Origin of the sequence: Saccharopolyspora sp. NFXS83 (assembly GCF_026241095.1) — a bacterium.
Classification (GTDB): domain Bacteria; phylum Actinomycetota; class Actinomycetes; order Mycobacteriales; family Pseudonocardiaceae; genus Saccharopolyspora_C.
The window spans coordinates 1-24,237 of record NZ_JAPFGB010000044.1 but is presented as its reverse complement, the minus strand read 5'-3'; the positions used below and the strand labels follow the sequence as shown (position 1 = coordinate 24,237).

The 24,237-nt window shown below is 71.9% G+C and carries 22 protein-coding genes, 1 pseudogene and 1 riboswitch; of the genes and pseudogenes, 9 read left to right on the top strand and 14 right to left on the bottom strand.

Annotated features, from left to right (window positions below):
* Positions 1-61: 61 nt before the first annotated feature.
* On the bottom strand, positions 62-331 hold the full coding sequence (locus OOZ19_RS28975; protein ID WP_266093347.1) for a DUF1876 domain-containing protein: 270 nt from the start codon (positions 329-331) through the stop codon (positions 62-64).
* Positions 332-753: 422 nt separating this feature from the next.
* Between OOZ19_RS28975 and cobA the strand changes: the two genes are divergently transcribed.
* Entirely contained in the window at positions 754-1,998 is a 1,245-nt protein-coding gene (cobA, locus tag OOZ19_RS28970; RefSeq protein WP_266093346.1) for a uroporphyrinogen-III C-methyltransferase, read from the top strand.
* A 204-nt stretch (positions 1,999-2,202) separates the two neighbouring features.
* Here the strand turns inward: cobA and metG are convergent, their stop codons facing one another.
* From metG to OOZ19_RS28940, 6 genes are all read right to left on the bottom strand, one after another.
* Entirely contained in the window at positions 2,203-3,921 is a 1,719-nt protein-coding gene (gene metG, locus OOZ19_RS28965; RefSeq protein WP_266093345.1) for a methionine--tRNA ligase, read from the bottom strand.
* Between the two features lie 359 nt (positions 3,922-4,280).
* Positions 4,281-5,516 (bottom strand): NAD(P)/FAD-dependent oxidoreductase, encoded by a 1,236-nt coding sequence (locus tag OOZ19_RS28960; protein WP_266093344.1) that lies wholly within the window; start codon positions 5,514-5,516, stop codon positions 4,281-4,283.
* Positions 5,513-5,707 (bottom strand): ferredoxin, encoded by a 195-nt coding sequence (locus tag OOZ19_RS28955; RefSeq protein WP_266093343.1) that lies wholly within the window; start codon positions 5,705-5,707, stop codon positions 5,513-5,515. Before OOZ19_RS28955 ends, OOZ19_RS28960 begins: the two co-directional genes overlap by 4 nt.
* 220 nt (positions 5,708-5,927) lie before the next feature.
* Entirely contained in the window at positions 5,928-6,320 is a 393-nt protein-coding gene (locus tag OOZ19_RS28950) for a hypothetical protein (RefSeq protein WP_266093342.1), read from the bottom strand.
* A 221-nt stretch (positions 6,321-6,541) separates the two neighbouring features.
* The gene (locus OOZ19_RS28945; protein ID WP_266093341.1) at positions 6,542-6,730 is read right to left on the bottom strand and encodes a DUF397 domain-containing protein; all 189 of its coding nucleotides are present in this window, start codon (positions 6,728-6,730) and stop codon (positions 6,542-6,544) included.
* Positions 6,727-7,584, bottom strand: a complete 858-nt coding sequence (locus OOZ19_RS28940; protein WP_266093340.1) for a helix-turn-helix domain-containing protein — start codon at positions 7,582-7,584, stop codon at positions 6,727-6,729. The genes OOZ19_RS28945 and OOZ19_RS28940 overlap by 4 nt, the downstream gene beginning before the upstream one ends.
* Before the next feature lie 109 nt (positions 7,585-7,693).
* Here OOZ19_RS28940 and OOZ19_RS28935 point away from each other — a divergent pair, with 109 nt between their 5' ends.
* Positions 7,694-7,921, top strand: a complete 228-nt coding sequence (locus tag OOZ19_RS28935; protein ID WP_266093339.1) for a hypothetical protein — start codon at positions 7,694-7,696, stop codon at positions 7,919-7,921.
* Positions 7,922-7,934: 13 nt separating this feature from the next.
* Here the strand turns inward: OOZ19_RS28935 and OOZ19_RS28930 are convergent, their stop codons facing one another.
* Positions 7,935-9,146 carry a YbfB/YjiJ family MFS transporter gene (locus OOZ19_RS28930; RefSeq protein WP_266093338.1) on the bottom strand — a complete coding sequence of 404 codons (1,212 nt, stop codon included), beginning with the start codon at positions 9,144-9,146 and terminating at the stop codon, positions 7,935-7,937.
* Between the two features lie 523 nt (positions 9,147-9,669).
* On the opposite strand from OOZ19_RS28930, the gene helR reads away from it, so the two are divergent.
* Positions 9,670-11,859: an RNA polymerase recycling motor ATPase HelR gene (gene helR, locus OOZ19_RS28925; RefSeq protein ID WP_266093337.1), complete on the top strand. Its 2,190-nt coding sequence runs from the start codon at positions 9,670-9,672 to the stop codon at positions 11,857-11,859.
* Between the two features lie 108 nt (positions 11,860-11,967).
* Here helR and OOZ19_RS28920 read toward each other — a convergent pair whose 3' ends face one another.
* Positions 11,968-12,165 carry a DUF397 domain-containing protein gene (locus OOZ19_RS28920; RefSeq protein WP_266093336.1) on the bottom strand — a complete coding sequence of 66 codons (198 nt, stop codon included), beginning with the start codon at positions 12,163-12,165 and terminating at the stop codon, positions 11,968-11,970.
* On the bottom strand, positions 12,125-12,991 hold the full coding sequence (locus tag OOZ19_RS28915; protein WP_266093360.1) for a helix-turn-helix domain-containing protein: 867 nt from the start codon (positions 12,989-12,991) through the stop codon (positions 12,125-12,127). Before OOZ19_RS28915 ends, OOZ19_RS28920 begins: the two co-directional genes overlap by 41 nt.
* A gap of 137 nt (positions 12,992-13,128) precedes the next feature.
* Here OOZ19_RS28915 and OOZ19_RS28910 point away from each other — a divergent pair, with 137 nt between their 5' ends.
* Complete coding sequence (locus tag OOZ19_RS28910) at positions 13,129-13,347, top strand: hypothetical protein (RefSeq protein WP_266093335.1); 219 nt, start codon at positions 13,129-13,131, stop codon at positions 13,345-13,347.
* A 278-nt stretch (positions 13,348-13,625) separates the two neighbouring features.
* Positions 13,626-13,898 carry a hypothetical protein gene (locus tag OOZ19_RS28905; protein WP_266093334.1) on the top strand — a complete coding sequence of 91 codons (273 nt, stop codon included), beginning with the start codon at positions 13,626-13,628 and terminating at the stop codon, positions 13,896-13,898.
* Between the two features lie 110 nt (positions 13,899-14,008).
* Here the strand turns inward: OOZ19_RS28905 and cobN are convergent, their stop codons facing one another.
* Positions 14,009-17,623, bottom strand: coding sequence for a cobaltochelatase subunit CobN (gene cobN / locus OOZ19_RS28900; RefSeq protein WP_266093333.1), 3,615 nt, complete (start codon positions 17,621-17,623; stop codon positions 14,009-14,011).
* Between the two features lie 122 nt (positions 17,624-17,745).
* A riboswitch (cobalamin riboswitch) is annotated at positions 17,746-17,880 on the bottom strand.
* Positions 17,881-18,348: 468 nt separating this feature from the next.
* On the opposite strand from cobN, the gene cobG reads away from it, so the two are divergent.
* The 3 genes from cobG to OOZ19_RS28885 are packed head-to-tail and all read left to right on the top strand — an operon-like array spanning position 18,349 to position 21,778.
* Positions 18,349-19,557 (top strand): precorrin-3B synthase, encoded by a 1,209-nt coding sequence (gene cobG / locus OOZ19_RS28895; RefSeq protein WP_266093332.1) that lies wholly within the window; start codon positions 18,349-18,351, stop codon positions 19,555-19,557.
* Positions 19,554-20,219: a precorrin-8X methylmutase gene (locus tag OOZ19_RS28890; RefSeq protein ID WP_266093331.1), complete on the top strand. Its 666-nt coding sequence runs from the start codon at positions 19,554-19,556 to the stop codon at positions 20,217-20,219. The genes cobG and OOZ19_RS28890 overlap by 4 nt, the downstream gene beginning before the upstream one ends.
* Before the next feature lie 8 nt (positions 20,220-20,227).
* Positions 20,228-21,778, top strand: coding sequence for a precorrin-2 C(20)-methyltransferase (locus tag OOZ19_RS28885; protein ID WP_266093359.1), 1,551 nt, complete (start codon positions 20,228-20,230; stop codon positions 21,776-21,778).
* Here the strand turns inward: OOZ19_RS28885 and OOZ19_RS28880 are convergent.
* Positions 21,766-22,515, bottom strand: a complete 750-nt coding sequence (locus OOZ19_RS28880; RefSeq protein WP_266093330.1) for a cobalt-precorrin-6A reductase — start codon at positions 22,513-22,515, stop codon at positions 21,766-21,768. The two genes, OOZ19_RS28885 and OOZ19_RS28880, sit on opposite strands and share 13 nt — an antisense overlap.
* Positions 22,516-22,549: 34 nt before the next feature.
* Between OOZ19_RS28880 and OOZ19_RS28875 the strand changes: the two genes are divergently transcribed.
* Entirely contained in the window at positions 22,550-23,650 is a 1,101-nt protein-coding gene (locus OOZ19_RS28875) for a cobalt-precorrin-5B (C(1))-methyltransferase (protein ID WP_266093329.1), read from the top strand.
* A 21-nt stretch (positions 23,651-23,671) separates the two neighbouring features.
* On the opposite strand, the gene OOZ19_RS28870 is transcribed toward OOZ19_RS28875, so the two are convergent.
* Both OOZ19_RS28870 and OOZ19_RS28865 read right to left on the bottom strand, forming a co-directional pair.
* Positions 23,672-23,980, bottom strand: coding sequence for a VapC50 family PIN domain-containing toxin (locus tag OOZ19_RS28870; protein ID WP_266093328.1), 309 nt, complete (start codon positions 23,978-23,980; stop codon positions 23,672-23,674).
* A gap of 2 nt (positions 23,981-23,982) precedes the next feature.
* Positions 23,983-24,237: pseudogene (locus tag OOZ19_RS28865) on the bottom strand (hypothetical protein); the annotation flags it as partial.

Sequence of the window (24,237 nt, the reverse complement as noted above, 5' to 3'; positions counted from 1 at the left end):
CGGTCCGGCGTCACCGGCGCCCGGCGAGATCACCGGCCCTGCGGTCGGATCCGAGGCGCGGTCACGCCATGAGGTGCACTCTGCGGTGCTGGCGTTCGCCGATGTCGTTCGCCGCCGTGTCGAGCAGCTTGTGGCCCAGTTCGAACAGCGCTCTGGCGAGCGCGATCTCATCCCCGATCTGCGGGACGTCCGGGTCGTCCGGGTGCCGTCGCGCGGTGCCGTGCCCGTGCAGCGCCCGGCCGTCGCCGGTGATCATCCCGACGTCCGCGGTGGTCTTCGCCCCCGCCTCGATGACCTGCATGTCCAATGTGAGCGTCCGGTTCGCGTGCATGGCCGCCTCCCTGGTTCGCCTGCCCCCAGGATGCGCCGCGCGGGATCGCTCGGCAAAGCGGCCCGGGCCGGTGAGCGCGGCGAGTTCGCTGGTGAGAGAGGTCACCGGAGGTTTGACCTTCGTTCGCGGGCGGGTCACGATACTGCGGTCGACCGAGGCGCCCGTCCGGTGGGCCACCGCAGGCGAGGTGTTCGCCCCGAGCTGCTTGGACGGCTGATCCCGGCGGCGTCCGTGGCAAGATGGGTCGGCGTTGCGCCCGGTCGGCGACGCCCGTCCGCACCGGCGGATCGGAGCTCGCGCGACCACCGTCCGGTGCCGTCGCGGCGGGCGCGGTGACCACCACGACCGCGTGGTGGCGCGGTCGCGCACCCAGGCCTCGGCGATGGCGCCGCGGCGACACCACGATACGAACGACGGACGGCATGAGCACGCACTCTTCTGCGCAGAACTCGCCCGGCGAACACCACTACTTCGCGGGACTGGACCTCACCGGGAAGCGGGTGGTGGTCGTCGGTGCGGGCAGCGTCGCGCAGCGGCGGGTGCCCCGGCTGATCAACGCCGGAGCACGGGTCGAGGTCGTGTCGCCGGAGGCGACTCCGGCGGTCGAGGCGATGGCGGAGGCCGGTGAGCTCACCTGGCACCGCCGCCCGTACGCCGAGGGCGATCTGGACGGCGCCTGGTACGCGGTGGCGTGCGCGACGGGCAGCGAGGTGAACGAGGCCGTCGCGGCGGAAGCGGAGCGCTCCCGGGTGTTCTGCGTGCGCTCCGACGACGCCTCGCAGGGCACCGCCGTCACCCCGGCGGTCGCCGAGCACGGCGGGCTGCTGCTGGGCGTGCTGGCCGGTGGCGCGCACCGCCGTTCCGCCGCCGTGCGGGACGCGCTGGTGGCGGCGCTGCGCAGCGGCGTCGTGGACGAGAGCGCCGAGCGGCCCGCGCCCGGTGTCGCGCTGGTCGGCGGCGGGCCGGGAGCCCCGGACCTGATCACGGTGCGCGGCAGGCAGCTGCTGGGCCGGGCCGACGTGGTGATCACCGACCGGCTGGCGCCACGCGAGCTGCTGGAGGAGCTCGGGCCGCACGTGGAGGTCGTGGACGCCTCGAAGATCCCGTACGGCCGCGCCGCCAACCAGGACGTGATCAACGAGCTGCTGATCGAGCACGTGCGGGCGGGCAAGTTCGTGGTGCGCCTCAAGGGCGGCGACCCGTACGTCTTCGGCCGCGGCTACGAGGAGCTGCTGGCCTGCGTGGAGGCCGGGGTCCCGGTGACCACCGTCCCCGGCATCACCAGCGCGTTCTCCGTGCCGTCGGCCGCGGACGTGCCGGTGACGCATCGCGGCGTGGCGCACGAGGTCGTGGTCGTGTCCGGGCACGTCGGCCCGCACGACGAGACCTCGCTGGTGGATTGGCCTGCGCTGGCGCGGCTCAAGGGCACGCTGGTGCTGATGATGGCCGTCAAGCGCATCGGCGAGTTCGCGGCGGTGCTGATCGAGCACGGCCGCGACCCGAAGTCGCCGGTCGCGATCGTGCAGGAGGGCACCATGCGCACCCAGCACGCCGTGCGCAGCACCCTCGCCGAAGCCGCCGACTCGGTCCGCGACAACGACATCAAGCCGCCAGCCGTGATCATCGTCGGCCCGGTCGCCGACCTCACCCCCGAGTCCCGCCGCTGACCGGCCCCGAGGAGCGGCGCGCCCCATCCGCCCAGGCGGATGGGGCGTTCACCATTCGTCTGGATCTTCTCAGCGGCGCAGAGCGGACGAAGCCGCGCCTGCCCTGCGGCCGAAGGTCGTGCCTGGATGCCCGAAGCGCGCAGCCCACGTCAGAAGCCGCTCACCTGAGCTCCCGCTACCCGACCTGCGGAGCAGGAGACCGGCTCAGCCCGCGTCCACCGAACCGCCGAAGCGGGTGCGGTAGGACTCCAGGTCGTCCTCGGTGATCTTGGCGAACAGCACCGGCGGGATGGTGAAGCCGGTGCCCGCCTCGATCAGCGCGAAGGACTTCGCCTCGTCCGCCGACACCCAGCGGCGCGCCGGGTCGTCGGAGGCGAACGCCGCCCGCATGGCCTGCGCCGCGGCCGGGATCAGCGGCTCCGAGAGCACCGCGTACAGGTAGATCAGGTTCATCGCGGTGCGCAGCGTCAGCGCGGCGGCGTCCTGATCGGTGCGGATCTCGATCCAGGGCGCCTTCTCCTCCAAGTAGGAGTTGCCCGCGCTCCACAGCGACCGCAGCGCCTGGGCGGCCTTGCGGAACTGCTTGGCCTCCAGGTGCGTCTGGTAGTCCTCGATCAGTCCGCCGATCTCGGCGGCGAGCCGCTGCTCCGGCTCACCGGCGGCGCTGCCTGCGGGGACCTGGTCGCCGAAGCGCTTGCGGCTGAACGACAGCACCCGGTTCACGAAGTTGCCCAAGGTGTCCGCGAGGTCCTTGTTCACCACCGAGGCGAACAGCTCCCACGAGAACGAGGCGTCGTCGGACTCGGGCGCGTTGGCGATGAGGAAGTAGCGCCAGTAGTCGGCGGGCAGCAGCTCCAGCGCCTGGTTCGTGAAGATGCCGCGCTGGTCGCTGGTGGAGAACTTCCCGCCGTAGTAGGTGAGCCAGTTGAACGACTGGACGAAGTCGACCATCTTCCACGGCTCGCGGGTGCCGAGTTCGGTGGCCGGGAACATCACCGTGTGGAACGGGACGTTGTCCTTGGCCATGAACTCCGTGTAGGTCACGTCGTCGGCCTCGTACCACCAGGACTTCCAGTCCCGGTCCTGCGGCGCCTGGTCGGCCCACTCCTTGGTGGCGCCGATGTACTCGATGGGCGCGTCGAACCAGACGTAGAAGACCTTGCCCTCGGCGGCCAGCTCCGGCCAGGTGTCGGCGGGCACCGGGATGCCCCAGTCCAGGTCGCGGGTGATCGAGCGGTCCCGCAGGCCCTCGGTGAGCCACTTGCGGGCGATGGAGGACGACAGGTTCGGCCACTCCGCGCTCGCCGAGTCCAGCCAGCGCTCCACCTCGTCGGTGAGCTTCGACTGGGTGAGGAACAGGTGCTTGGTCTCGCGGACCTCCAGCTCGGTGCTGCCGCTGATCGCCGAGCGCGGCTCGATCAGGTCCGTCGGGTCCAGCACGCGCGTGCAGTTCTCGCACTGGTCGCCGCGCGCCTTCTCGTACCCGCAGTGCGGGCAGGTGCCGATGATGTAGCGGTCCGGCAGGAACCGGCCGTCGGCGGCCGAGTACACCTGGCGGATCGACTGCTGCTCGATGAAGCCGTGCTCGTGCAGCTTGCGCGCGAAGTGCTGGGTGATCTCCTGGTTCTGCTCCGACGAGCTGCGGCCGAAGTGGTCGAAGGAGAGCTGGAAGCCGCGGTAGATCTCGGCCTGCACCCGGTGCTGCTGCTCGCAGAACTCCGCCACCGGCAGGCCCGCGTCGGCGGCGGCCAGCTCCGCCGGGGTGCCGTGCTCGTCGGTGGCGCAGATGTAGAGCACCTCGTGCCCGCGCTGGCGCAGGTACCGCGAGTAGACGTCGGCGGGGAGCATGGAGCCGACCATGTTGCCCAGGTGCTTGATGCCGTTGATGTACGGAAGCGCACTGGTGACGAGGTGGCGGGCCATTCTTGGATGCTCCAATACCGGTTCCTGCACGGACCTTCGCGGCTGGTGTCGCACGGCGCCGCGCGGTGCTGCGGATGCTCGGCGCGACGTGACGGCCGACATCGTTGACCAGGCATATGTTACCGACGCGGGAATGCCCGGCCCGGCCCGGCCCTGCCGCCGTCGCGCGGTGCCGGGCGCGACCGGTGACGGTCGGGGGAAACCCGGTACACCACGTCCTCCCGTCCCTGCGCAGCGCGAGAGCGGCGCTCACCCTGGGGATCTCGAAGAACCGGGGACGGGGCCCATCCGGAGCTTCCGGGTGGGCCCGCGTGCTTCCGGGGGCGTCGCCGCCGGAGCGCGACGACGCCGCCGGAAGCTCACCCCGCCAGTTCGTCGAGCACGCCGAGCGCTCGTTCCCACGGTTGCGGGGTGGCCACCGCCGCTCGCAGCGCCCGGGCCTGCTTCGGTGGAATCCCGATCGAGAGCGCGCCGAACGCGGAGTCGCCGCGCCGGTACAGCGCGGCGGCCTTCGGCGCACCCGGATCGCTCTCGTCCAGCACCCGCAACCGGACCTGGTCCGCGTCGGCGAGGTCGCCGTAGGCCTGGATCTTGAACCGGTACTGGTCGGACCAGAAGTAGGGCACCGGCGTGAACTCCCGGCGGTCGCCGAAGCGTTCCGAATCCAGTTCGGCCAGCAGGTTCCGCGCCGCCGCCATGCCCTGCTCGGTGGCGTTCATCCGGTGCTCGATCCGCACCGGGCGCCCGAGCACGGAGTGGTACCAGCGGGCCACGTCGCCGGCGGCGTAGATGCCCGGCGCGGCGGCGCAGTACGAGTCGCAGCCGATCCCGTCGGCGAGGTCGAGCGGCCCGTCCCGCAGCCAGTCCACGGCCGGGGTGCAGCCGATCGCGATCAGCACCGCGTCGCCGGTGATCTCCGAACCGTCGGTGAGCCGCACGCCGCGCGCCTGCCCGTCGTCGTCGAGCAGGCCGTCCACGAACTCGCCGAGCCGCAGCCCGACGCCGTGCGCGCGGTGCGCTTCGGCCAGCAGCGCACCGGCTTCGGCACCCACCGCCCGCTCCATCGGCGTGTCCTCCGGCGCGACCACCACGACTTCGTGGCCGAGTTCGCGGGCCACGGCGGCGACCTCCACGCCCAGCACGCCCGCTCCGACGATCACCAGCCGCCGTCCCGGACTCACGAGCCGGGCCCGCAGCGCCAGCGCGTCGTCGAGACCGCGCAGCACGTGCGCGCCGCGCAGCTCACCGGGCAGCGTGCGAGCGGCGACCCCGGTCGCGATGATCACGCCGTCGCAGTCGAGGGCGTCGTCGCCGAGCAGCACGCGGCGATTCGGCACGTCCAGGCCGGTCGCGGTGGTGCCCAGCCGCAGGTCCAGGTCGAGCCCGGTGAGGGCGTCCGCCGCCCGCAGCCCGGTCCGCTCCGGTTCCCACTGCCCCGCGAGCACCTGCTTGGACAGCGGTGGCCGGTCGTAGGGCTCGTGCGGTTCGTCGCCGATGAGGCTGATCCGGCCGTCCCAGCCTTCGCGGCGCAACGCCTCGGCGGCCGTCAGACCGGCGGCCGAGGCGCCGACGATCGCGATGTGGCCGCTGGTCATTCGGTGATCTCGATGGCCGCGGTCGGGCAGAGCTGCTCGGCCGACCGGCTCGCCTCGTGCAGCTCGGCGGGCGGGGTGGCGTCGAGCAGCACCACCACGCCGTCCTCGGCGCGCTGGTCGAACACGTCCGGTGCCTCCAGCACGCACTGCCCCGCGCCGCAGCACCTGTCCTCGTCAATGGTGATCTTCATGGCTCATCTCTACCTGCCGGATGCGCGCGAGTCACGACGCGTGACGAGATTCGCCTCGGCCCGTCAGGCGTCCCGGCGTCCGGAGGCAGCGGCGATGCCGTGGCCCGAGCGCGTGAACACCGGGCCCCTTCCCGGCGACCGCGCGGTCGCGAAGCGCCGGTGGGCCGTCATGTTCGCCCGTGGCGGGCATGACGGCCCGCGATGAACTTCCCGCGAGGGATCAGCAGGCGGACTTGGGTGCTACGAAATCGATTTTCGCCCCGAAATCGCTCAGGTACTCCCGCCGGACGTCTCCGTCGAAGACGCGTCGCGAATCACGGGGCGATTCGGAGATGAAGCATCCGTCGTTCAGCGCTTCGAACGAGCCGACGTGGTCGTGCAGAGCGCTGGGGAGGTTGCGCGGCCCTTCTTCCGGGGCCCAGCACCACTTCTGGCCGCCGTAGTACTCCCGCTCGTAGAGCACGATCACGTCGAACCTTCCGCAGGACGCGGTCGCGTCCGCGCCGTCGCTGGGGTTCGCGGCAGCGGTGGCCGGAAAGGCGATCGTGCTCGTGGCGAGTGTGGCCGCGAGCATGATGCCGCGGCGCTTGGCTCCCCTTGGCGAGTTGGTCAACGGGCCCTCCAGGGTGAAATGTGCGTTTTGTCGATCCTGTCGGGACGTTACCGACTCGCTTCGACGGCACGCGTGGTTTCAACGAGGAGGACCTATTCGGCCCAAGGATTGGGCTGTTCGAGTCGGCCGATGCCGTTCCCCGGCCGATCCGTGGCGCTGGGTGATACCGCGCGAGACGCAGGAACGGCCCGGCGCGCGGTCGCTGACCGGGCCCGCGCGGATCACCGGTCGTAGCGGCCGGACGCGACCTCCCGCACGAACGACGACCACTGCGCCTCGCCGATGGTCAGGTACCCGGCGGTGCGGTTCTTCGTGTCGCGGACGGTGGCGCGATCTCCCAGCCTGCCCACCTCCACGCAGTTGCCGTTGGGGTGGGTGTAGGTCGACGTGCGCCAGTTCGTCGGGATCATGCTGATCTCTCCAGTTCGCTCGCTGATTCCGTGATGAGATCGATCGTGTCGGCCGGGCTCAGCGCCAGCTCGAGAATTCTGCTCACGGCCTGCCGATATGCCTGGACGTCGTCGTCGTCCGGGACGAAAGCGCCGGAACTGTAGTGCTCGAAGTGCACGACCGCCGGTGAATCGGGGAAGTCGTAGAGCACGAACGGGCCCGCCAGTCCCGGATGCCAGCCGACGCGGGGCGGTACGACCTGGATCGTGACGTTGTCGCGTTCCGCGAGTTCCAGCAGGAAGTGCAGCTGGTCCTGCATCACCGGCGGGGTTCCGATCCGATCGGAAATGCCGTGCTGGCCGATCAACGCGGTGAATCGCACCGGCTCATCGCGCAGGATGATCTCGCGCCGCCCGGCTCGGACGGTGGCCCGCCGTTCGGTCTCGTCGGCGGTGAGCCCGCCCGCGGCCGAGACGGCGCGGGAGTAGTCCGAGGTCTGCAGCAGGCCGGGCACGGCCATCGGCGCCCACTCGACGATCGCCGAAGCGGAACGTTCGCATTCCACGGCGCCCGCGAGCTGCTGTGGAATTCCGGGCATTCCCACGGTGAGCCAATTCGGTTCGCTCGCGTGCCGGGCGAGATCGAGCAGTCGTTGCCGTTCCTTTCCGGTGACGCCCGCCACCGCGAGGAACGACGCGACGTCCTCCGGGGTGGGAATGCGGCGGCCGGTTTCCCAGTGCGACACGGTTCCGTGGCTCAGGCCGAGTCTTTTGCTCAATTCCCGGCCGCTGATTCCGGAATTCTCCCTGGTTGATCGAATGGCGGCGGCGAGCGCGCGCGCTCGTGGCGTGACTCGGATGGTGTCTGCGGGCACGGGGCAGATCGTAGCCAGTTCGGAACGCGCTCCTCGTGACCCGAACGAGCTATTAATCGGCGTCTATTAGACGTCGATCACCTGGGAGGCAGGCAACAGGGAGGTACGCATGGCACGGGTGTTCATGGCTTCGGAACGGGAGTCGTTGTGGCACGCGGTGGAGCTGCGCACCGGTGGTCCGCAGCCGGTGGCGCGGTGCGGGCACGTGATCCGCGGCCGGGTCCACCGCCGCCTCGGCAGGCCGGAGAAGCCGCGCGTGGTGTGCGGCGCGTGCTCCTCGGGACAGGGACGGCTGCCCGAGGCCGCTGCCGCAGAGCTCGTCCGCTTTCCGGGCTGACCGCCGGGAACGGTCACCGGGCCGCGGGCTGGGCCAGGGCGACCAGCGCCGCGCAGGCCAGGATGCCGACGGACATGAGCAGCCCGGTGCCGATGCCGCCGCCGTCGGAGAGCACTCCCGCCAGCACCGGACCCGCGCATTGGCCCGCGGCGAACACGGTGGTGAGCGCGCCGATCGCGGCGGCCCACTGGTGCGGCGGCAGCGCGTTGCGCGCGGTGGTGGTCACGGCGGTGACCACGGACAGGAACGAGCAGCCGAACAGCAGCGCGGAGGCGAACTCGGCGACGATCCCGGTGGAGAGCAGCGGCAGCGCCGCGCCGAGCGTCAGGACCACCAGCAGCACCGCCAGCGCCCGGCCGCCGCGCAGTCGCCCCAGCATCGGACCCCACGCGAAACCGCCCGCGATCGCGGCGGCGCCGAGCATCGACCAGAACACCGAGACCTCCGCGGTGCTCGCCCCGCCCGCTTCCAGGTAGGCGCCGATGAAGGTCATGTACGCGATGTACCCGACGCCGAACAGGCCGTAGGCGATCAAAGTGGCGGTGAGCGGCCTCGGCGAGAACCGCGCCCCGTCCGGCGCGGGCGGTGGCACCGCGGTCCGCGCGGCGGCGGGGATCACCAGCAGGGTCGACAGGGCCGCCAAGGTCGCGAGCACCACCCAGCCCCAGCGCCACGCCTCGTCCGGCGGGGCCGCCTGCAGCACCGGCGGCAGCCCCAGCCCGGACAGCAGCACGCCGAGCCCGCCGCCGCTGAAGTAGATGCCGAGCAGCACCGCGGGCCGTCCGCCGGGCCTGCCCTGGCTGAAACCGGTGGCGAGCACTCCGCCGAGCACGAAGGCCACCGCACCGGCGACACCGGTCGCCAGCCGCAGCACGAACAGCGCCACGACGTCGCCGGTGAGCGCGGAGGCGAACATCAGCAGCGCGGTGGCGATCAGGCCGGTGATGAACAGCCGCCGCGGGTTCCAGCGGCGTGCGGCCGGGGCGGCCACGAGCGCGCCCAGCAGGTAGCCCAGGGCGTTCGCGGTGTTCATCAGCCCGGCCGTGGCGAACGACCAGTGCAGCGCGCCGCTCATCGACGGCAGCAGCAACCCGTAGGCGAACCGCCCGAGCCCCTGCGCGGACGACGATCCGAGCGCCAGCCCGAACGCCACCAGCACGTCGATCGCGAACGGCCTCGGTGCGGCGGTGATCGTGGGCGGGGACAGCTCGCGTTCGTGCGACATGGACGACTCCGTTCCGTGCGTCGGACCCAGCTGACCAGGCGGGCGTCCGCCGAGCCAGGCGACGTGCGGACCGCCACGTTCCGGATCGGACGAGGCGGGAGGAGTCGGGCGCGGCTGCGCGGCGAGGACGCGCGCTGCGACCGGATTCGGGCACGCGGTCGCGCTCGCGGCGTGCTGTGACGAGGAACTCCGTGCCATGCCGGGGAAGTCGGCCTGGGAACGAAGGGCCGGGCGGGTGTTCTCCGCAGCGCGGGAATGGGGGAGACTCTTCTCCTTCCCGGCTTCAACCTATAGCGCACCGGGGGACTTGCGGCAAGACCCCCGTGGTGCCGCAGAATCGCTCACCGAAGCCGAGCGCTGGGGAAATGGGACGTGCGTGCCGTTGGCCACGCACCGTCCCGCGCTGCCGGGAACTCGGGGGAACGTCACCGGAAGGCCGAGGAAGATCGTCGAACCGGGGCGCCGCGCCCGGCGGGCCGACATGGGCTGCCCGCCGGAACCGGCCAGTCGCGATGAGGAGAACGTGTCAACTCAGGGGTACAAAGAAGAACTGCGGTCCGAGCGCGGGTACGTGGCCGATCTCTACGCGCGGCTCGACGCGGAACGGGCGCGGGTGAAGGGCGAATTCGACGCGGCGTTGCTGGGAAACGGCGGGACGGCCGTGGAACGCGACGTCGAGGTGCGCACGCGGGCCAGGGAGATGAAACGGCTGGACGTGGCGGACAACGGGCTGTGCTTCGGCCGGTTGGACTCGCTGTCCGGTGAGCGCTCCTACATCGGCCGGATCGGCATCTTCGACGAGGACGACGAGTACGAGCCGCTGCTGCTGGACTGGCGGGCGCCCGCGTCGCGCCCGTTCTACGTCGCGACCGGTGCGACTCCGGAGAACATGCGCCGACGGCGCCAGTTCCACGCCCGCGGGCGGCAGCTGGTCGAGTTCACCGACGAGGTGCTCGGCCGGCCCTCCGGTGAGGAGCGCGGCGACGCGGCGCTGCTCGCGGCGGTCAACGCGCCGCGCGGTGCCGGGATGCGCGACATCGTCGCGACGATCCAGGGCGAGCAGGACGAGATCATCCGCCTCGACCACTCCGGCGTGCTGGTGATCGAGGGCGGTCCGGGCACCGGGAAGACCGTGGTGGCGCTGCATCGCGTCGCCTACCTGCTCTACACCCAGCGGGAGCGGATGGAGCGCCACGGCGTGCTCGTGGTCGGCCCCAACCCGGAGTTCCTGACCTACATCGGCCGCGTGCTGCCGTCGCTGGGCGAGTCCGACGTGGTGTTCATGACCGCGGGCGACCTCCTGCCCGGCCTGCGCACGACGGCCGAGGACGTGCCGGAAGTCGCGCGGCGCAAGGGATCGCTGGCGATGCTGGACGTGCTCACCGCGGCGATCGCCGCGCGCCAGCGCGTGCCGGAGGAACCGCTGCCGGTGCAGCTGGGCGGGACCGCGCAGCGGATCAGCGCGGACGTCGCCGAGTGGGCGCGGGAGGAGGCGCGGGCCTCCGGGCTCCCGCACAACGAGGCCCGCGCGGTGTTCGCGGAGATCATCACCTACGTGCTCACCGAGCGCGCGCTCTCCCGGATCGCGCGCGGCTGGCCGGGCGGCGACGACCGGTCGACGCGGGAGCGGTTGAAGGCCGAGCTGCTGGCGGAACTGGCGGGCGACGAGGCGTTCACCGCCGCGCTCGACGAGCTGTGGCCGGTGCTGGCGCCGGAAGACGTCCTCGCCGAGCTGTACTCCAGCCCGCAACGCCTGCGCGCGGCGGGCGCCGACCCGTCGCTGCTGCGCGCCGACGGCGCCGCGTGGACGGTGTCGGACGTGCCGCTGCTCGACGAGCTCGTCGACCTGCTCGGCCGGGACAAGGCCGCCGAGGAGCGCGCCGCGCGCGCCGCCGACCGGGAACGGGCCGCCGAGGCCGAATACGCATCGGACGTGATGGACCAGCTCACCGGCCGCCAGGACTCGATGGACGACGAGGACCACCTCTACGCCACCGACCTGCTGAAGGCCGATGAGCTGGCGGACCGCTTCGTCGAGCACGACACCCGCGACCTCGCCGAACGCGCCGCCGCCGACCGGGAGTGGACCTACCGGCACGTCGTCGTCGACGAAGCGCAGGAACTGTCCGAAATGGACTGGCGCGTGCTGATGCGGCGCTGCCCGAGCCGTTCCTTCACGGTCGTCGGCGACCTGGCGCAACGCCGGTCGGAGGCCGGGGCGACGTCGTGGGGCGCGATGCTGGAGCCGTACGTGCCCGGCCGCTGGGCCTACCGGTCGCTCACGGTGAACTACCGCACCCCGGCGGAGATCATGAACGTGGCCGCCGCGCTGCTCGCCGAGTTCGCCCCCGACGGCAAGCCGCCGGAGTCGGTCCGCTCGTGCGGCGTCGAGCCGTGGTCCAGGAAGGTCACCGAAGGGGAACTCCCGGCCGCCGTGGAGGAGTTCGTCCGCGACGAGGCCGGTCGCGACGGCACCAGCGTCGTGATCGGGCCACCGGACGTGCCGGGCGCGGTACCGGCGGCGGACACGAAGGGCCTGGAGTACGACGCGGTCCTCGTCGTGGAACCGGAGCGCATCCTCGCCGACGGCCCGCGCGGCGCGGCGGAGCTCTACGTCGCCCTCACCCGAGCCACCCAACGCCTCGGCGTCCTGCACACGGGCTCGCTGCCGCGGGCTTTGTCGGGGCTCGCCGAGCGGGACGGCTTCGCGTAAGCGCTGACCTTCAGCGGCTCCCTCACCGCAGGACGGCCGAAGTGAACGGACCGTTCGTCCCCTCTCGTTGGACGAACGGTCCGCTCACTTCACCCGGCGACCAGCTCCTCAGCCGTCGAAGCCGCCGCTCCTCAGCGAGTGGATGAAGTCGGCGAACCTCGCCTCCGCCAACACCAGCACGTGCCCCTGCGGATCCTTGCTGTCCCGGATGGCGGAGAACTCCGGGAAGTTCGTCGCGACCTCAACGCATTGGCCTTGTGCCGAGCTATGACTCGATTTGCGCCAGCGGGCGCCCGTCAGATCCATGATCACTCGCTTTCAGCTCGCCGCCCGCACTGCGAATCAGATCGGCGCTGTCCTTCTCCGACAACGCTCGCTCTTGCAGCCCACCGAACAGCGTAGCGAGCGATCGCACTCCGCTTTGATCATCTACCAGGTGACCGCCCACGTTGTACTCCTGATAGCCCGTTTCTGGCCACGTATCCGGCGGGAAGTCCAGAAGCACGAATCCACCCGCCGTACCTTGGTGAATGCCCGCGTCGATCGGTACCACCCGGATGGACACGTTCGGTCGTTTCCCGATGTCGAGCAGGTGCCCGAGCTGTTCCTCGGCGAGGTCGCGTTCCGCCGCGCACCGCAGGATCGCGGCTTCGGACATGAGCGCCACGAACTTCAGCGGGTCTTCCGTCGCCGTCAGCCGATCCTGCCTGCGACGGCGGGCGCCGACCCGCTTCTCCAGCTCGGTTTCGGACGCGGTCGGATCGCCGACGGAGATGACCCGCCGGGCGTACGCCTCGGTTTGCAGCAGACCTGGGATCAACTCGCCTTCCCAGTTGCGCGCCCTCGTCGCGTCGGCCTCCAGGGTGACGTATCCGGCGAGCCACTTCGGCAGCCGATAGGTCTGCCACCAACCCGCTTTCCGTGCTCCTGCACGGGTTTCCAGCAGCGCGTCGCGATCCTGTTCAGCTACCCCGTACAGCGAGCACATCACGATCAGGTCCGGGCGGGACGGCAGGTTCCGGCCGCTCTCCAGGTGGCGCACCCGGTCGGCGGTGCAGCCGAGCTCGGCGGCGACATCCGCCCGCGTCACGCCCGCACCTTCTCGCCACTGTTCGAGGCTTCTGCCCAACATCAACCGTCGCAAAGTCACGAGATCAACCCTAGGACCGCTCCCGGCCCCAATGGATCACCCGATCGTTTAGTACCCGTACGAACAAAGCTCTGGGAAAGTACGAGTACTGGATCAATATCGATCAAGGGGAGTCCACTATGCGCGAGCAGCGAGCGGTCGAGAACGACACCTACGTGTGCCTGTCCGAGCAGGTCAAGATCACGCACGAGGCCGAAGCGGACCGATCCGTCCAGCTCGATTTCCGGGGCAGCGGCGACGGCCTGACCCTGAACTTCACCGAGAAGGCTTTCGCCGAACTCACCAGCGCGGTCGGCCGTGCCAACGCCGAACTCCTCGGCGCCACCACTCCGAATTGAGTGAACGGACCGTTCGCCCAACGGGATGGGGCGAACGGTCCGTTCACTCGCATCACCGGCGGTCACGGTGGCGGACGTTGGGGTGAAGCGCCCGTGGCGTCCGTGATCAGTTCGGCATTTGGCGAGCGCAAATCTCGTCGAGGCGCGGAGATTCCACGAAAGTTCGATTAGTCCGATTCAGTGCTGAAAGGTTGATTCATCCCTTGTTAGGTGGCAGCGCTGACAGTGTTTCGCCGGGTGCGGTCGGTCGACCGCCACTGGAAGAGGGGTTCGAAGTCATGGGGCAATCAGCACACCGGGCACTGGCGGCAGCGGGGACGATCGTCGCCGCGGCGGCATTCACCCTGGCGGGAGCGCTGCCCGCGCAGGCGACGTCGGGGGACTGCGTGGGATACCTGGCCCAAAGGGGATACGTCATCGGAAGCGGTGTGATCAACGCGTGCAACCTGGGCGAAAGCATCATCGGCCGGCCGTACTGCGTAGTGCGTCTCGCGACACTCGGGGTGCCCGAGAAACACAACACAGCGGCCTGCAACCTGGCAGGAAAGTGAGTCGTGGTGATCACCTGGGCCCCGGCCTGATCACGTGATCAAGAGGAGGTGAGTGAACGGACCGTTCGTCCAACGGGATTGGACGAACGGTCCGTTCACTCGAAAACAGCTCAGCTCTTCTGCGGCCCGTCCTCCAGGTCGCCTTCGGCTTGGAGGTAGACCTCGTGCAGGGCCGCGAGGGTGTCCGGATTCGGGGATTCCCACATGTTCCGGTTCGCCGCCTCCAGGAGGCGCTCGGTGATGCCGTGCAGCGCCCACGGGTTGGACTCGGTGAGGAACTTCTGGTTCTCCTCGTCGAGCACGTAGGTCTCGGCGAGCTTCTCGTACATCCAGTCGCCCACCACGCCCGTCGTGGCGTCGTAGCCGAACAGGTAGTCCACCGTGGCCGCCAGCTCGAACGCGCCCTTGTAACCGTGCCGGCGCATCGCCTCCAGCCAGCGCGGGTTGACCACGCGGGCGCGGAACACCCGCGAGGTCTCCTCGGTCAGCGACCGCGTCCGGATGGCGTCCGGGCGGCTGCTGTCGCCGATGTAGGCCGCCGGTGCCTTGCCGGTCAGCGCGCGGACCGTGGCGATCATGCCGCCGTGGTACTGGAAGTAGTCGTCGGAGTCGGCGATGTCGTGCTCGCGGGTGTCGACGTTCTTCGCCGCCACCGAGATCCGCTTGTACGCGGACTCCATGTCGCCGCGCGCCTCGGTGCCCTCCAGGCCGCGGCCGTAGGCGAACCCGCCCCACACCGCGTACACCTCGGCGAGGTCGGTGTCGTCGCGCCAGTTCTTGCTGTCCATCAGCGGCAGCAGACCGGCACCGTAGGCGCCGGGCTTCGAACCGAAGATGCGCGTCGTGGCGCGGCGCTCGTCGCCGTGCTCGGCCAGGTCCGCCTGGGCGTGGGCGCGCACGAAGTTCTGCTCGTCCGGCTCGTCCAGCGCGGCCACCTTGCGCACCGCGTCGTCGAGCAGCGTCACCACGTGCGGGAACGCGTCGCGGAAGAACCCGCTGATGCGCACCGTGACGTCCACGCGCGGACGCCCCAGCTCGTCGAGCGGGATCACTTCGAGCCCGTTGACGCGCCGCGACGCCTCGTCCCACGTGGGCCGCACGCCCATCAACGCCAGCACTTCCGCGATGTCGTCACCGGAGGTGCGCATCGCCGAAGTGCCCCACACCGACAGGCCCACCGAACGCGGGTACTCGCCGGTGTCGGCGAGGTAGCGCTCGATCAGCGAGTCCGCGATGGCGTGCCCCGTCTCCCAGGCGAGCCTGCTCGGCACCGCCTTCGGGTCCACCGAGTAGAAGTTGCGGCCCGTCGGCAGCACGTTGATCAGGCCGCGCAGCGGCGAACCGCTCGGACCGGCGGGGACGTAGCCGCCTTCGAGGGCGTGCAGCGTCGCGCCCATCTCGTCGGTCGTGGCGTCCAGCCGCGGCACCACCTCCGAGACGGCGAACTCCAGCACCCGCACCACGTCGTCCGGGGCGTCGCCCAGCACCGAGCGGCACACCTCGACGACGGCGCCGAGCTCCCAGTCCCGCTCCTCCATGCCGGAGACGAGGGCGTGCGCGGAGGCCTCCACGTCGTCCACGGTGCCGCGCGCGACGCTGCCGTCCTCCAGCATGCCCAGCGCCTCGCGCAGGCCGGGCAGCGCGCCGCTCTGCCCGCCCCACACCTGCCGGGCGCGCAGCATCGCCAGCACCAGGTTCACCCGCGCCTCGCCCTTCGGGGCGGCGCCGAGCACGTGCAGGCCGTCGCGGATCTGCGCGTCCTTGATCTCGCAGAGCCAGCCGTCGACGTGCAGCAGCATGTCGTCGAACTCGGCCTCGTGCGGGCGCTCGTCCAGCCCGAGGTCGTGGTCCAACTTCGCGGCCTGCATCAACGTCCAGATCTGGCTGCGGATCGCGGGCAGCTTCGCCGGGTCCATCGCCGAGATCTGCGCGTGCTCGTCGAGCAGCTGCTCCAGCTTCGCGATGTCGCCGTAGCTCTCCGCGCGCGCCATCGGCGGCACCAGGTGGTCCACCAGCGTCGCGTGCACGCGGCGCTTCGCCTGGGTGCCTTCGCCGGGGTCGTTGACCAGGAACGGGTAGATCAGCGGCAGGTCCGCCAGCGCCGCGTCCGGCGCGCAGGACGCCGACATGCCCGCCGTCTTGCCGGGCAGCCACTCCAGGTTGCCGTGCTTGCCCAGGTGCACCATCGCGTGCGCGCCGAACTCGTCGGTCAGCCAGCGGTAGGCCGCCAGGTAGTGGTGGCTCGGCGGCAGGTCCGGGTCGTGGTAGATCGCGATCGGGTTCTCGCCGAAACCGCGGGGCGGCTGCACCATGATCACCACGTTGCCGGCGCGCAGCGCGGCCAGCACGATCTCGCCGTCCGGGTCGTGCGAGCGGTCCACGAACTGCTCACCGGGCGGCGGGCCCCAGTGGCCCTCGATGCTCTCGCGCAGGTCGTCGGGCAGCGTCGCGAACCAGTCGGCGTAGCGCTTCGCGGGGATGCGCACCGGGTTGCCGGACAGCTGCTCCTCGGTGAGCCAATCCGGGTCCTGGCCACCGGCGGCGATCAGCGCGTGCACCAGCGCGTCGCCGTCCTGCGCGGCCACACCGGGCAGCGCTTCGGGGCCGTCCTCCGGCCCGATGTCGTAACCGGCTTCGCGCAGGCGCTGCAGCAGGCCCACCGCGCTCGCCGGGGTGTCCAGGCCGACGGCGTTGCCGATGCGGGAATGCTTCGTCGGGTACGCCGACAGCATCAGCACCAGCCGCTTGTCCGCCGGTTCCACGTACCGCAGCCGGGCGTGCTTGACGGCGATGCCCGCGACGCGCGCCGCGCGCTCCGGGTCCGCCACGTACACCGGCAGGCCCTCGGAGTCGTTCTCCTTGAACGAGAACGGCACCGTGATCAGGCGGCCGTCGAACTCGGGCACCGCGACCTGCGTTGCCATGTCCAGCGGGGACAGGCCCTCGTCGTTGTCCTGCCAGGCCTCGCGGCTGGAGGTCAGGGTCAAGCCCTGCAGGATCGGCACGTCCAGGTCGGCGAGCGCGCCCACGTCCCACGCCTCGTCGTCGCCACCGGCCGAGGCCGTGGCGGGCTTCGTGCCGCCCGCCGCGAGCACCGTCACGATCAGCGCGTCGGCTTGGCGCAACGTGTCCAGCAGGCCCGGCTCCGGGGCGCGCAGCGACGCGCAGAACACCGGCATCGCCCGGCCGCCCGCGTCCTCGATGGCGTCCGAGAGGGCGTGCGCGAACGCGGTGTTGCCCGCCATGTGGTGCGCCCGGTAGTAGAGCACCGCCACCTTCGGGCCCTCGGTGCCGCGCGGCTCGCGGTCCAGCAGGCCCCACTTCGGCGTCTCCACCGGCGGTTCGAAGCCGTGACCGGTGAGCAGCACCGTGTCGGACAGGAAGTGGAACAGCTGCGTCAGGTTCTCCGGCCCGCCCTGGGCGAGGTAGGCGTGGGCCTGCGCGCACACGCCGCCGGGCACCGTGGAGCACTCCATCAGCTCCGCGTCCGGGGCCTGCTCGCCGCCGAGCACCACCACGGGGCGCGGGCCCGCGAGCAGCGCGTCGAGTCCCTCTTCCCAGGCGCGGCGACCGCCGAGCAGCCGCACGATCACCAGGTCGGCGCCCTCCAGCAGCGGCGGCAGGTCGTCCACGCCGAGCCGGGCCGGGTTGCCGAGGCGGAAGTCCGCACCGCTGGCGCGTGCGCTGAGCAGATCGGTGTCCGATGTGGACAGCAGCAGGATCATGCGGCACGCTCCCGGCTGAGCAGGGACGCGGGCATGCGGACAGGACGCATGGTCAACCTTCCTCGGGGTCCTCGCCCCGGAGTCGTCGGCACCCGGTGTCGGACCGGGCGGTGGCGGCGCGGAGTGTCCTGGCTCCCGGATCGGCGCTCGCTCCGGCCTTCCCGTCCGCACACGTGCGCGGACAGTGACCTCCGTAGTTGCGGAGTCCGCTCCCCGGTGACAGTGGCGGGACCGCGCCGGACTCGCACCGGCTTCCTCCACTCGTCGCCGTCGACCACTCTCCGCAACGGGGCGATCGTTCGTCAAGTGGCCCGCTGCGCTGGTGCGCGAGAGATCGCGCACTAGCCACGACCCGGCACCGCGAGCACCCGGCCGATCGCGACCCGCCCCTGCCGTCACGTCGTGGACGATTCGCGCGATTTCGCGAGAAGTCGAACGACCGGATCGAGGGTGAACGCCCCGAATCCCGGCCGCCGCACCACATCCGAGCAGGGGGTGTCCGACGCGCCGGGGGCGTTCGTTTCTCGCGACGGCGCGGGGGCCGGTCGGGGGCGGCCTGCGGGATGGGGCCGCTGTGGTGAGGCACATCGCGTTTTGCGTCCGCAACGAGGCCTGGCCGTAGTATCGACGACCGCCGGTGCGCGGCCAGGGCCGCGCACCACCGGAGACCGGCGCCGTGCGCTGGGAGTTCCGACCGACCACGAGCAACGAGAGCGGGGAGAGCCGTGCCGCCACGAGCCGAACCGGACGCGTGCCCCGGCGCGCTGCGGGTGCACGGGGCCGCCGACGGCGGCCTGGCCCGAGTCCGGGTACCGGGTGGGCGGCTCGACGCGCGGCAGGTGCGGGCGCTGGCCGCCGCAGCGGAGCTCGGCGACGGCGGCTGGGAGCTGACCTCGCGGGCGAACCTCCAGGTCCGGGGGCTCGCACCGCGCGTCGTGGCGGAGTTCGCGGACCGGCTGGCCGACGCGGGCCTGCTGCCCTCGCCGACGCACGAGCGGGTGCGCAACATCATCGCCTCGCCGTACACCGGCTGCGACGACGCGGGGTCGCTGGACGTGCACGCGGTGTCGGTCGAGCTCGACCGGAGGTTGCGCGCCGCACCCGCGCTGGCGGAGCTGCCGGGGCGGTTCCTGTTCACGGTCGACGACGGGCGCGGGGACGTCGGCGGGCTCGCCGCCGACGTCGGGCTGCGCCCCGACGGCGACGCGGTGGCGGTGCTGCTTTCCGGCGCGGACAAGGGAATCCGGGTCGCCGCCCCGGATGCGCCGCGCGCCGCGGTGCTCGCCGCCGAGGCGTTCCTGGCGGAACGGGCGCGGCAGGAGTCGGCCAGCTGGCGGCTCGCGGAACTCACCGACGGCGCCGACCGCGTCGCGCGGCGCGTGCTCGCCGAACTCGGCGCGACCTCGGAAGCGGCCGAACGCGCCCTCTCGCCCACCGACCGCGTCCCCGCCACCCACGCCGACCTGGGAATCCTGCACCGCCGCGGCGGCCGGGCGAGCCTCGCGCTGGGCGCCCCGCTGGGCAGGCTGAACGCCGAGCAGGTCGCGCTGCTGGCCGCGCAGCACCGGCCGCTGCGGCTCACCCCGTGGCGCACCCTGCTGCTGACCGACATCCCCGAGCGCGCAGCGGGAACCCTGCTGTCCGACATGGACGAAGCCGGTTTCGTGGTGGACCCCGCCGCGCCGCTGGCCGGGGTCACCGCGTGCACCGGCCGTCCGGGCTGCGCCAAATCCCTCGCCGACGTGCGATCCGACGCGGTGCGCGTCGCCCGGCCCGGCGCGCTGCCGGTGCACTGGGCGGGTTGCTCGCGCCGCTGCGGCAGACCGGCGGGCCGCGGAGTGGAAGTGCTGGCCACCGAGGCCGGCTACGAGGTCGGCGGCGAACCCGCCGGCGAGTTATCCGCCGCGCTCGAAGCGGCACGGAGGGCAGTGTGAGTACCGGACGCAATCCAGCCGGGGCCGAGGGCACCGGTGGCTACGAGTACATCCGGGAGGGCGCGGAGATTTACCGCCGCTCCTTCGCCACGATCCGCGCCGAAGCGGAACTCGACGGCATGCCACCGGAAGTCGCCGGAGTCGCCGTCCGCATGATCCACGCCTGCGGCATGGTCGACCTGGTGCGCGACATCGCCTGGTCGCCGAACGCGGTCCTGGCCGCCCGCGAAGCGCTGCGCGCCGGTGCGCCGGTGTTCTGCGACGCCGCGATGGTCGCCGCGGGCGTCACCCGACGCCGCCTCCCGGCGGACAACGACATCCTCTGCACCCTCGGTGACCCGCAGGTGCCGCAGCTGGCGCAGGAACTGGGCACGACGCGCAGCGCGGCGGCGGTGGAGCTGTGGCGGGACCGGCTCGACGGTGCCGTGGTGGCCGTCGGCAACGCGCCCACCTCGCTGTTCCGGCTGCTGGAGATGGTCGACGCCGGAGCGGGCAAGCCCGCCGCTGTGCTCGGCCTGCCCGTCGGTTTCATCGGCGCCGCCGAGTCCAAGCAGGCACTGGCCGACCACCCGGAGCTGGAGCACCTCGTGGTGCACGGCCGCCGAGGTGGCAGCGCGATGGCCGTGGCCGCCATCAACGCGATCGCGAGCGAACAGGAGTGAGCAGCACCGTGGAGCAGGCAGGCAGGTTGTTCGGCGTCGGGCTCGGACCGGGCGATCCGGAGCTGGTGACGGTGAAGGCGGCGCGGCTGATCGGCGAGGCCGACGTGATCGCCTACCACAGCGCCCGGCACGGCCGCAGCATCGCGCGTTCCGTCGCCGAGCCGTACCTGCGGGCCGGTCAGGTCGAGGAACCGCTGGTCTACCCGGTGACGACGGAGACCACGAACCACCCCGGCGGCTACCAGGGCGCGATCGACGAGTTCTACGCCGAGGCCGCCGAACGCCTCGCCGCGCACCTCGCCGCCGGGCGCACGGTGGCGCTGCTGTGCGAGGGCGATCCGTTCTTCTACGGCTCCTACATGCACATGCACAAGCGCCTGGTGGGCCGGTTCGACGTGGCCGCGATCCCCGGGGTGACCTCGGTCAGCGGCGCCGCCGCGATGCTGGGGCGTCCGCTGGCGGAGCGCGACGAGGTGCTGACCGTGCTGCCGGGGACGCTGGAGCCGGATAAGCTCGCCGAGCACCTGGCCTCGACGGACGCGGCAGCGGTGATGAAGCTGGGCCGCACCTTCGACGGCGTGAAGGAGGCGTTCGAACGGGCCGGGCGGCTCGACGAGGCGTACTTCGTGGAGCGCGCGACGACGGAGCGCCAGCGGTTGCTGCCGCTGGCCGAGGTGGATCCGGCGTCGGTGCCGTACTTCTCGCTGGCGCTGCTGCCGAGCCCGGTGAACTCGGGCAGCCCGCTGAACCTGACGGACGCCGCGGGCGTCCCGGTTTCCGCTGCCGCGAACGACGAATCCGCGCCCGGCGTGGCGCGCGAGCCGGGCCACGGCGAAGTCGTGGTCGTCGGCCTCGGTCCCGCGGGGCCGCAGTGGACGACCCCGGAAGCCCACACGGCCGTCGCCGCTGCCGACGACCTCGTCGGCTACGGACCCTACCTGGACCGGCTCCCGGTCAATCCCCGCCAGCGCAAGCACCCCTCGGACAACCGGGTCGAGGCCGAGCGCGCCGAGTTCGCCCTGGACCTGGCCCGGCGCGGCTCGCGGGTCGCGGTGGTGTCCTCCGGCGATCCGGGCGTGTTCGCGATGGCCAGCGCCGTCCTGGAGGTGGCGACCGAGGAGCGGTTCGCCGACGTCCCGGTGCGGGTGCTGCCCGGCCTGACCGCCGCGCAGGCGGTCGCGAGCCGCATCGGCGCTCCGCTGGGCCACGACTACTGCGTGCTGTCGTTGTCGGATCGGCTGAAGCCGTGGGAGATCATCGTCGAGCGCTTGGAGGCGGCGGCGAAGGCGGACCTGGCGATGGCGATCTACAACCCGGCGTCGCGCAGCCGGACCTGGCAGGTCGGCGCCGCGCGGGACGCGTTGCTCAAGCACCGCGCGCCGGAGACCCCGGTGATCATCGGCCGGGACGTGGGCGGGCCGCAGGAATCCGTGCGGACGGTGGAACTCGGCGACCTCGATCCGTCCGATGTGGACATGCGATGCCTGCTGGTGATCGGCTCGTCGACGACCAGGGCGGTCGGCGGCGCGGTGTTCACCCCGCGCCGCTATCCGGCGTGACGCAGTCGTTCCAGCGCTTCCTCGACGGTGGTGGCGGGCACCCGCGGTTCGGGTGGCCGCTGCACCACGACCACCGCGACGCCGAGTTCCCGCGCCGCGTCGAGCTTCGCGCGGGTCATCGGCCCGCCGCTGTTCTTCGTCACCAGCACGTCGATGCGGTGCTCGCGCAGCAGCGCCACCTCGTCGTCGAAGGCGAACGGTCCGCGCGCCAGCAGCGTCGTGAGGTGCGGCGGCAGCGGTGGCTCCGGCGGGTCGACGGCGCGCAGCAGGAACCGCAGGTCCAGGTGCGCGAATCGGCCCACGCCCTGGCGTCCGGTGGTGAGGAAGATCCGCTCGCCGAGTCCCGGCAGGGCGGCGGCGGCCTCGTCCAGCGAACCCACCAGGCGCCAGCCCGGTTCCGCTTCCCACGCGGGACGGCGCAGCACCAGCAGCGGCGTGCCGGCGAGTTCGCAGGCGCGCACGGCGTTGGCGGTGATGACGTGCGCGAACGGGTGCGTCGCGTCGACCACCGCGTCGATGCGGTGCTCACCCAGCCACGCGGCCAGTCCGTCGGCGCCGCCGAACCCGCCGACGCGGACCTCCCCGGCGGGCAGCTTCGGGTCGCGCACCCGCCCCGCCAGCGAGGAGATCACGTGCACGCCCGCGTCGTCGCCGAGCCGAGCGGCGAGCTCGCGGGCCTCGCCGGTGCCGCCGAGCACCAGGATTCGCCGCACCCCGGTCGCGTCGCTGCTGTGCATGCGTGCACCCTTTCACGGTGAAGGAGACGGCATCATGACTGGTCAGGAAGGCCCCTCGCTGCGCTACGGGTGGACGACGGGCGCGTGCGCGACGGCGTCCACCGCCGCCGCGTACACGGCCCTGCTGACCGGGACCTTCCCGGACCCGGTGGAGATCGTGCTGCCGAAGGGCCACCGGCCCGCGTTCGCCCTCGCCCGCGAGCGCCTCGACGCCGGTTCGGCGATGGCGGCGATCGTGAAGGACGCCGGGGACGACCCGGACGTGACCCACGGCGCCCTGGTGTCGGCGACGGTGCGCCACGCCGAGCCCGGAGCGGGCGTCGAGTTCCGAGCCGGAACCGGCGTCGGCACGGTGACCAAACCCGGCCTGCCGCTTCCCGTGGGCGAACCCGCCATCAACCCGGTGCCCCGCAAGCTGATCCGCGAGGTCGTGGAGCGGGTCGCCGCCGACCACGGCGGCACCGGCGACGTGGTCGTGGAGATCTCCGTCGAGGACGGCGAGGAACTCGCCCGCCACACCTGGAACCCGCGGCTGGGCATCCTCGGCGGCCTGTCGATCCTGGGCACGACCGGGGTGGTGGTGCCGTACTCGTGCTCGGCGTGGATCGACAGCATCCGGCGCGGCGTGGACGTCGCGCGTGCCGAGGGCCTGAGCCACGTCGCCGGATGCACCGGCAGCACCTCGGAGAAGCTGGTGGAGCGCACCTACGAGCTCGCTCCGGAAGCGCTGCTGGACATGGGTGACTTCGCCGGGGCGGTGCTGAAGTACCTGCGCCGCAATCCCGTGCCGCGGCTGACGATCGCGGGCGGCATCGGCAAGCTCGCCAAGCTCGCCGACGGCCACTTGGACCTGCACTCGAAGCGCTCCCAGGTGAACTTCGCCCTGCTGGCGAACATCGTCGGCGACGCGGGCGGCTCCGCGGAGTTCGCGCACCGCATCCGCAACGCCAACACGGCCCTGGAGGCGCTGACCCTGTGCCAGGAGGCGGGCATCCCGCTCGGTGACCTCATCGCCACCCGGGCCCGCGACTTCTCCCTGACCACGCTCCAGGGGGCCCCGATCGACGTGGAGATCCTGGTCATCAACCGAGCAGGAGACCTCGTCGGCCACGCCCCGTTCGAACGCCGCGCGTGACCGCGCTGGCCGTCGACGTCCCTACGGATGTCGAGGCAACGGCAATCGCTGCGCCCCTTCCGCGAATCCCGGTACGACCTCGGCGAGCTGGATCAAGAACGAGTCGGCGGTCTCCGGAGGCCTCTTCCTCGCGCTCACGGTCTCGTGCAGGCACAGCGCCACCAGGACCGGCCGGTCATCGAGCAGGTCCAGCAGAAACGCGTCCGGGTGCGCCGCCACGACGCCGTGCGCACGCAAGTCGCGAGGCAGGAAATCCGCCAGCCGAAGCAGGACGTCCGTGACGTTGATCGGGATGAGCGCGCAAGCGTCGAGGAATGCGGGGAAGGTCACGATCACCGAGTGCGCATGAACCCGATGTCGTCGTCGGCACTGCCGTCCTCCACGGACTTCCTGGTCATCTCATCCAGGATCGTCTGCTGCGCTTGCCGGGAACCTCGCTCGTACTCCAGTACGTCGGCCAGCCGGACGCGGCGGTGACTGGAGCGTTGCTCGAACGGAACCCGGCCCGATTCCAGCAGCTGTGCACCGGCCCCGCCGCTCCGGTCGGGAGCGGCGGGGCCGCGCGGGGTAGCTCGGGCGGTCAGGGG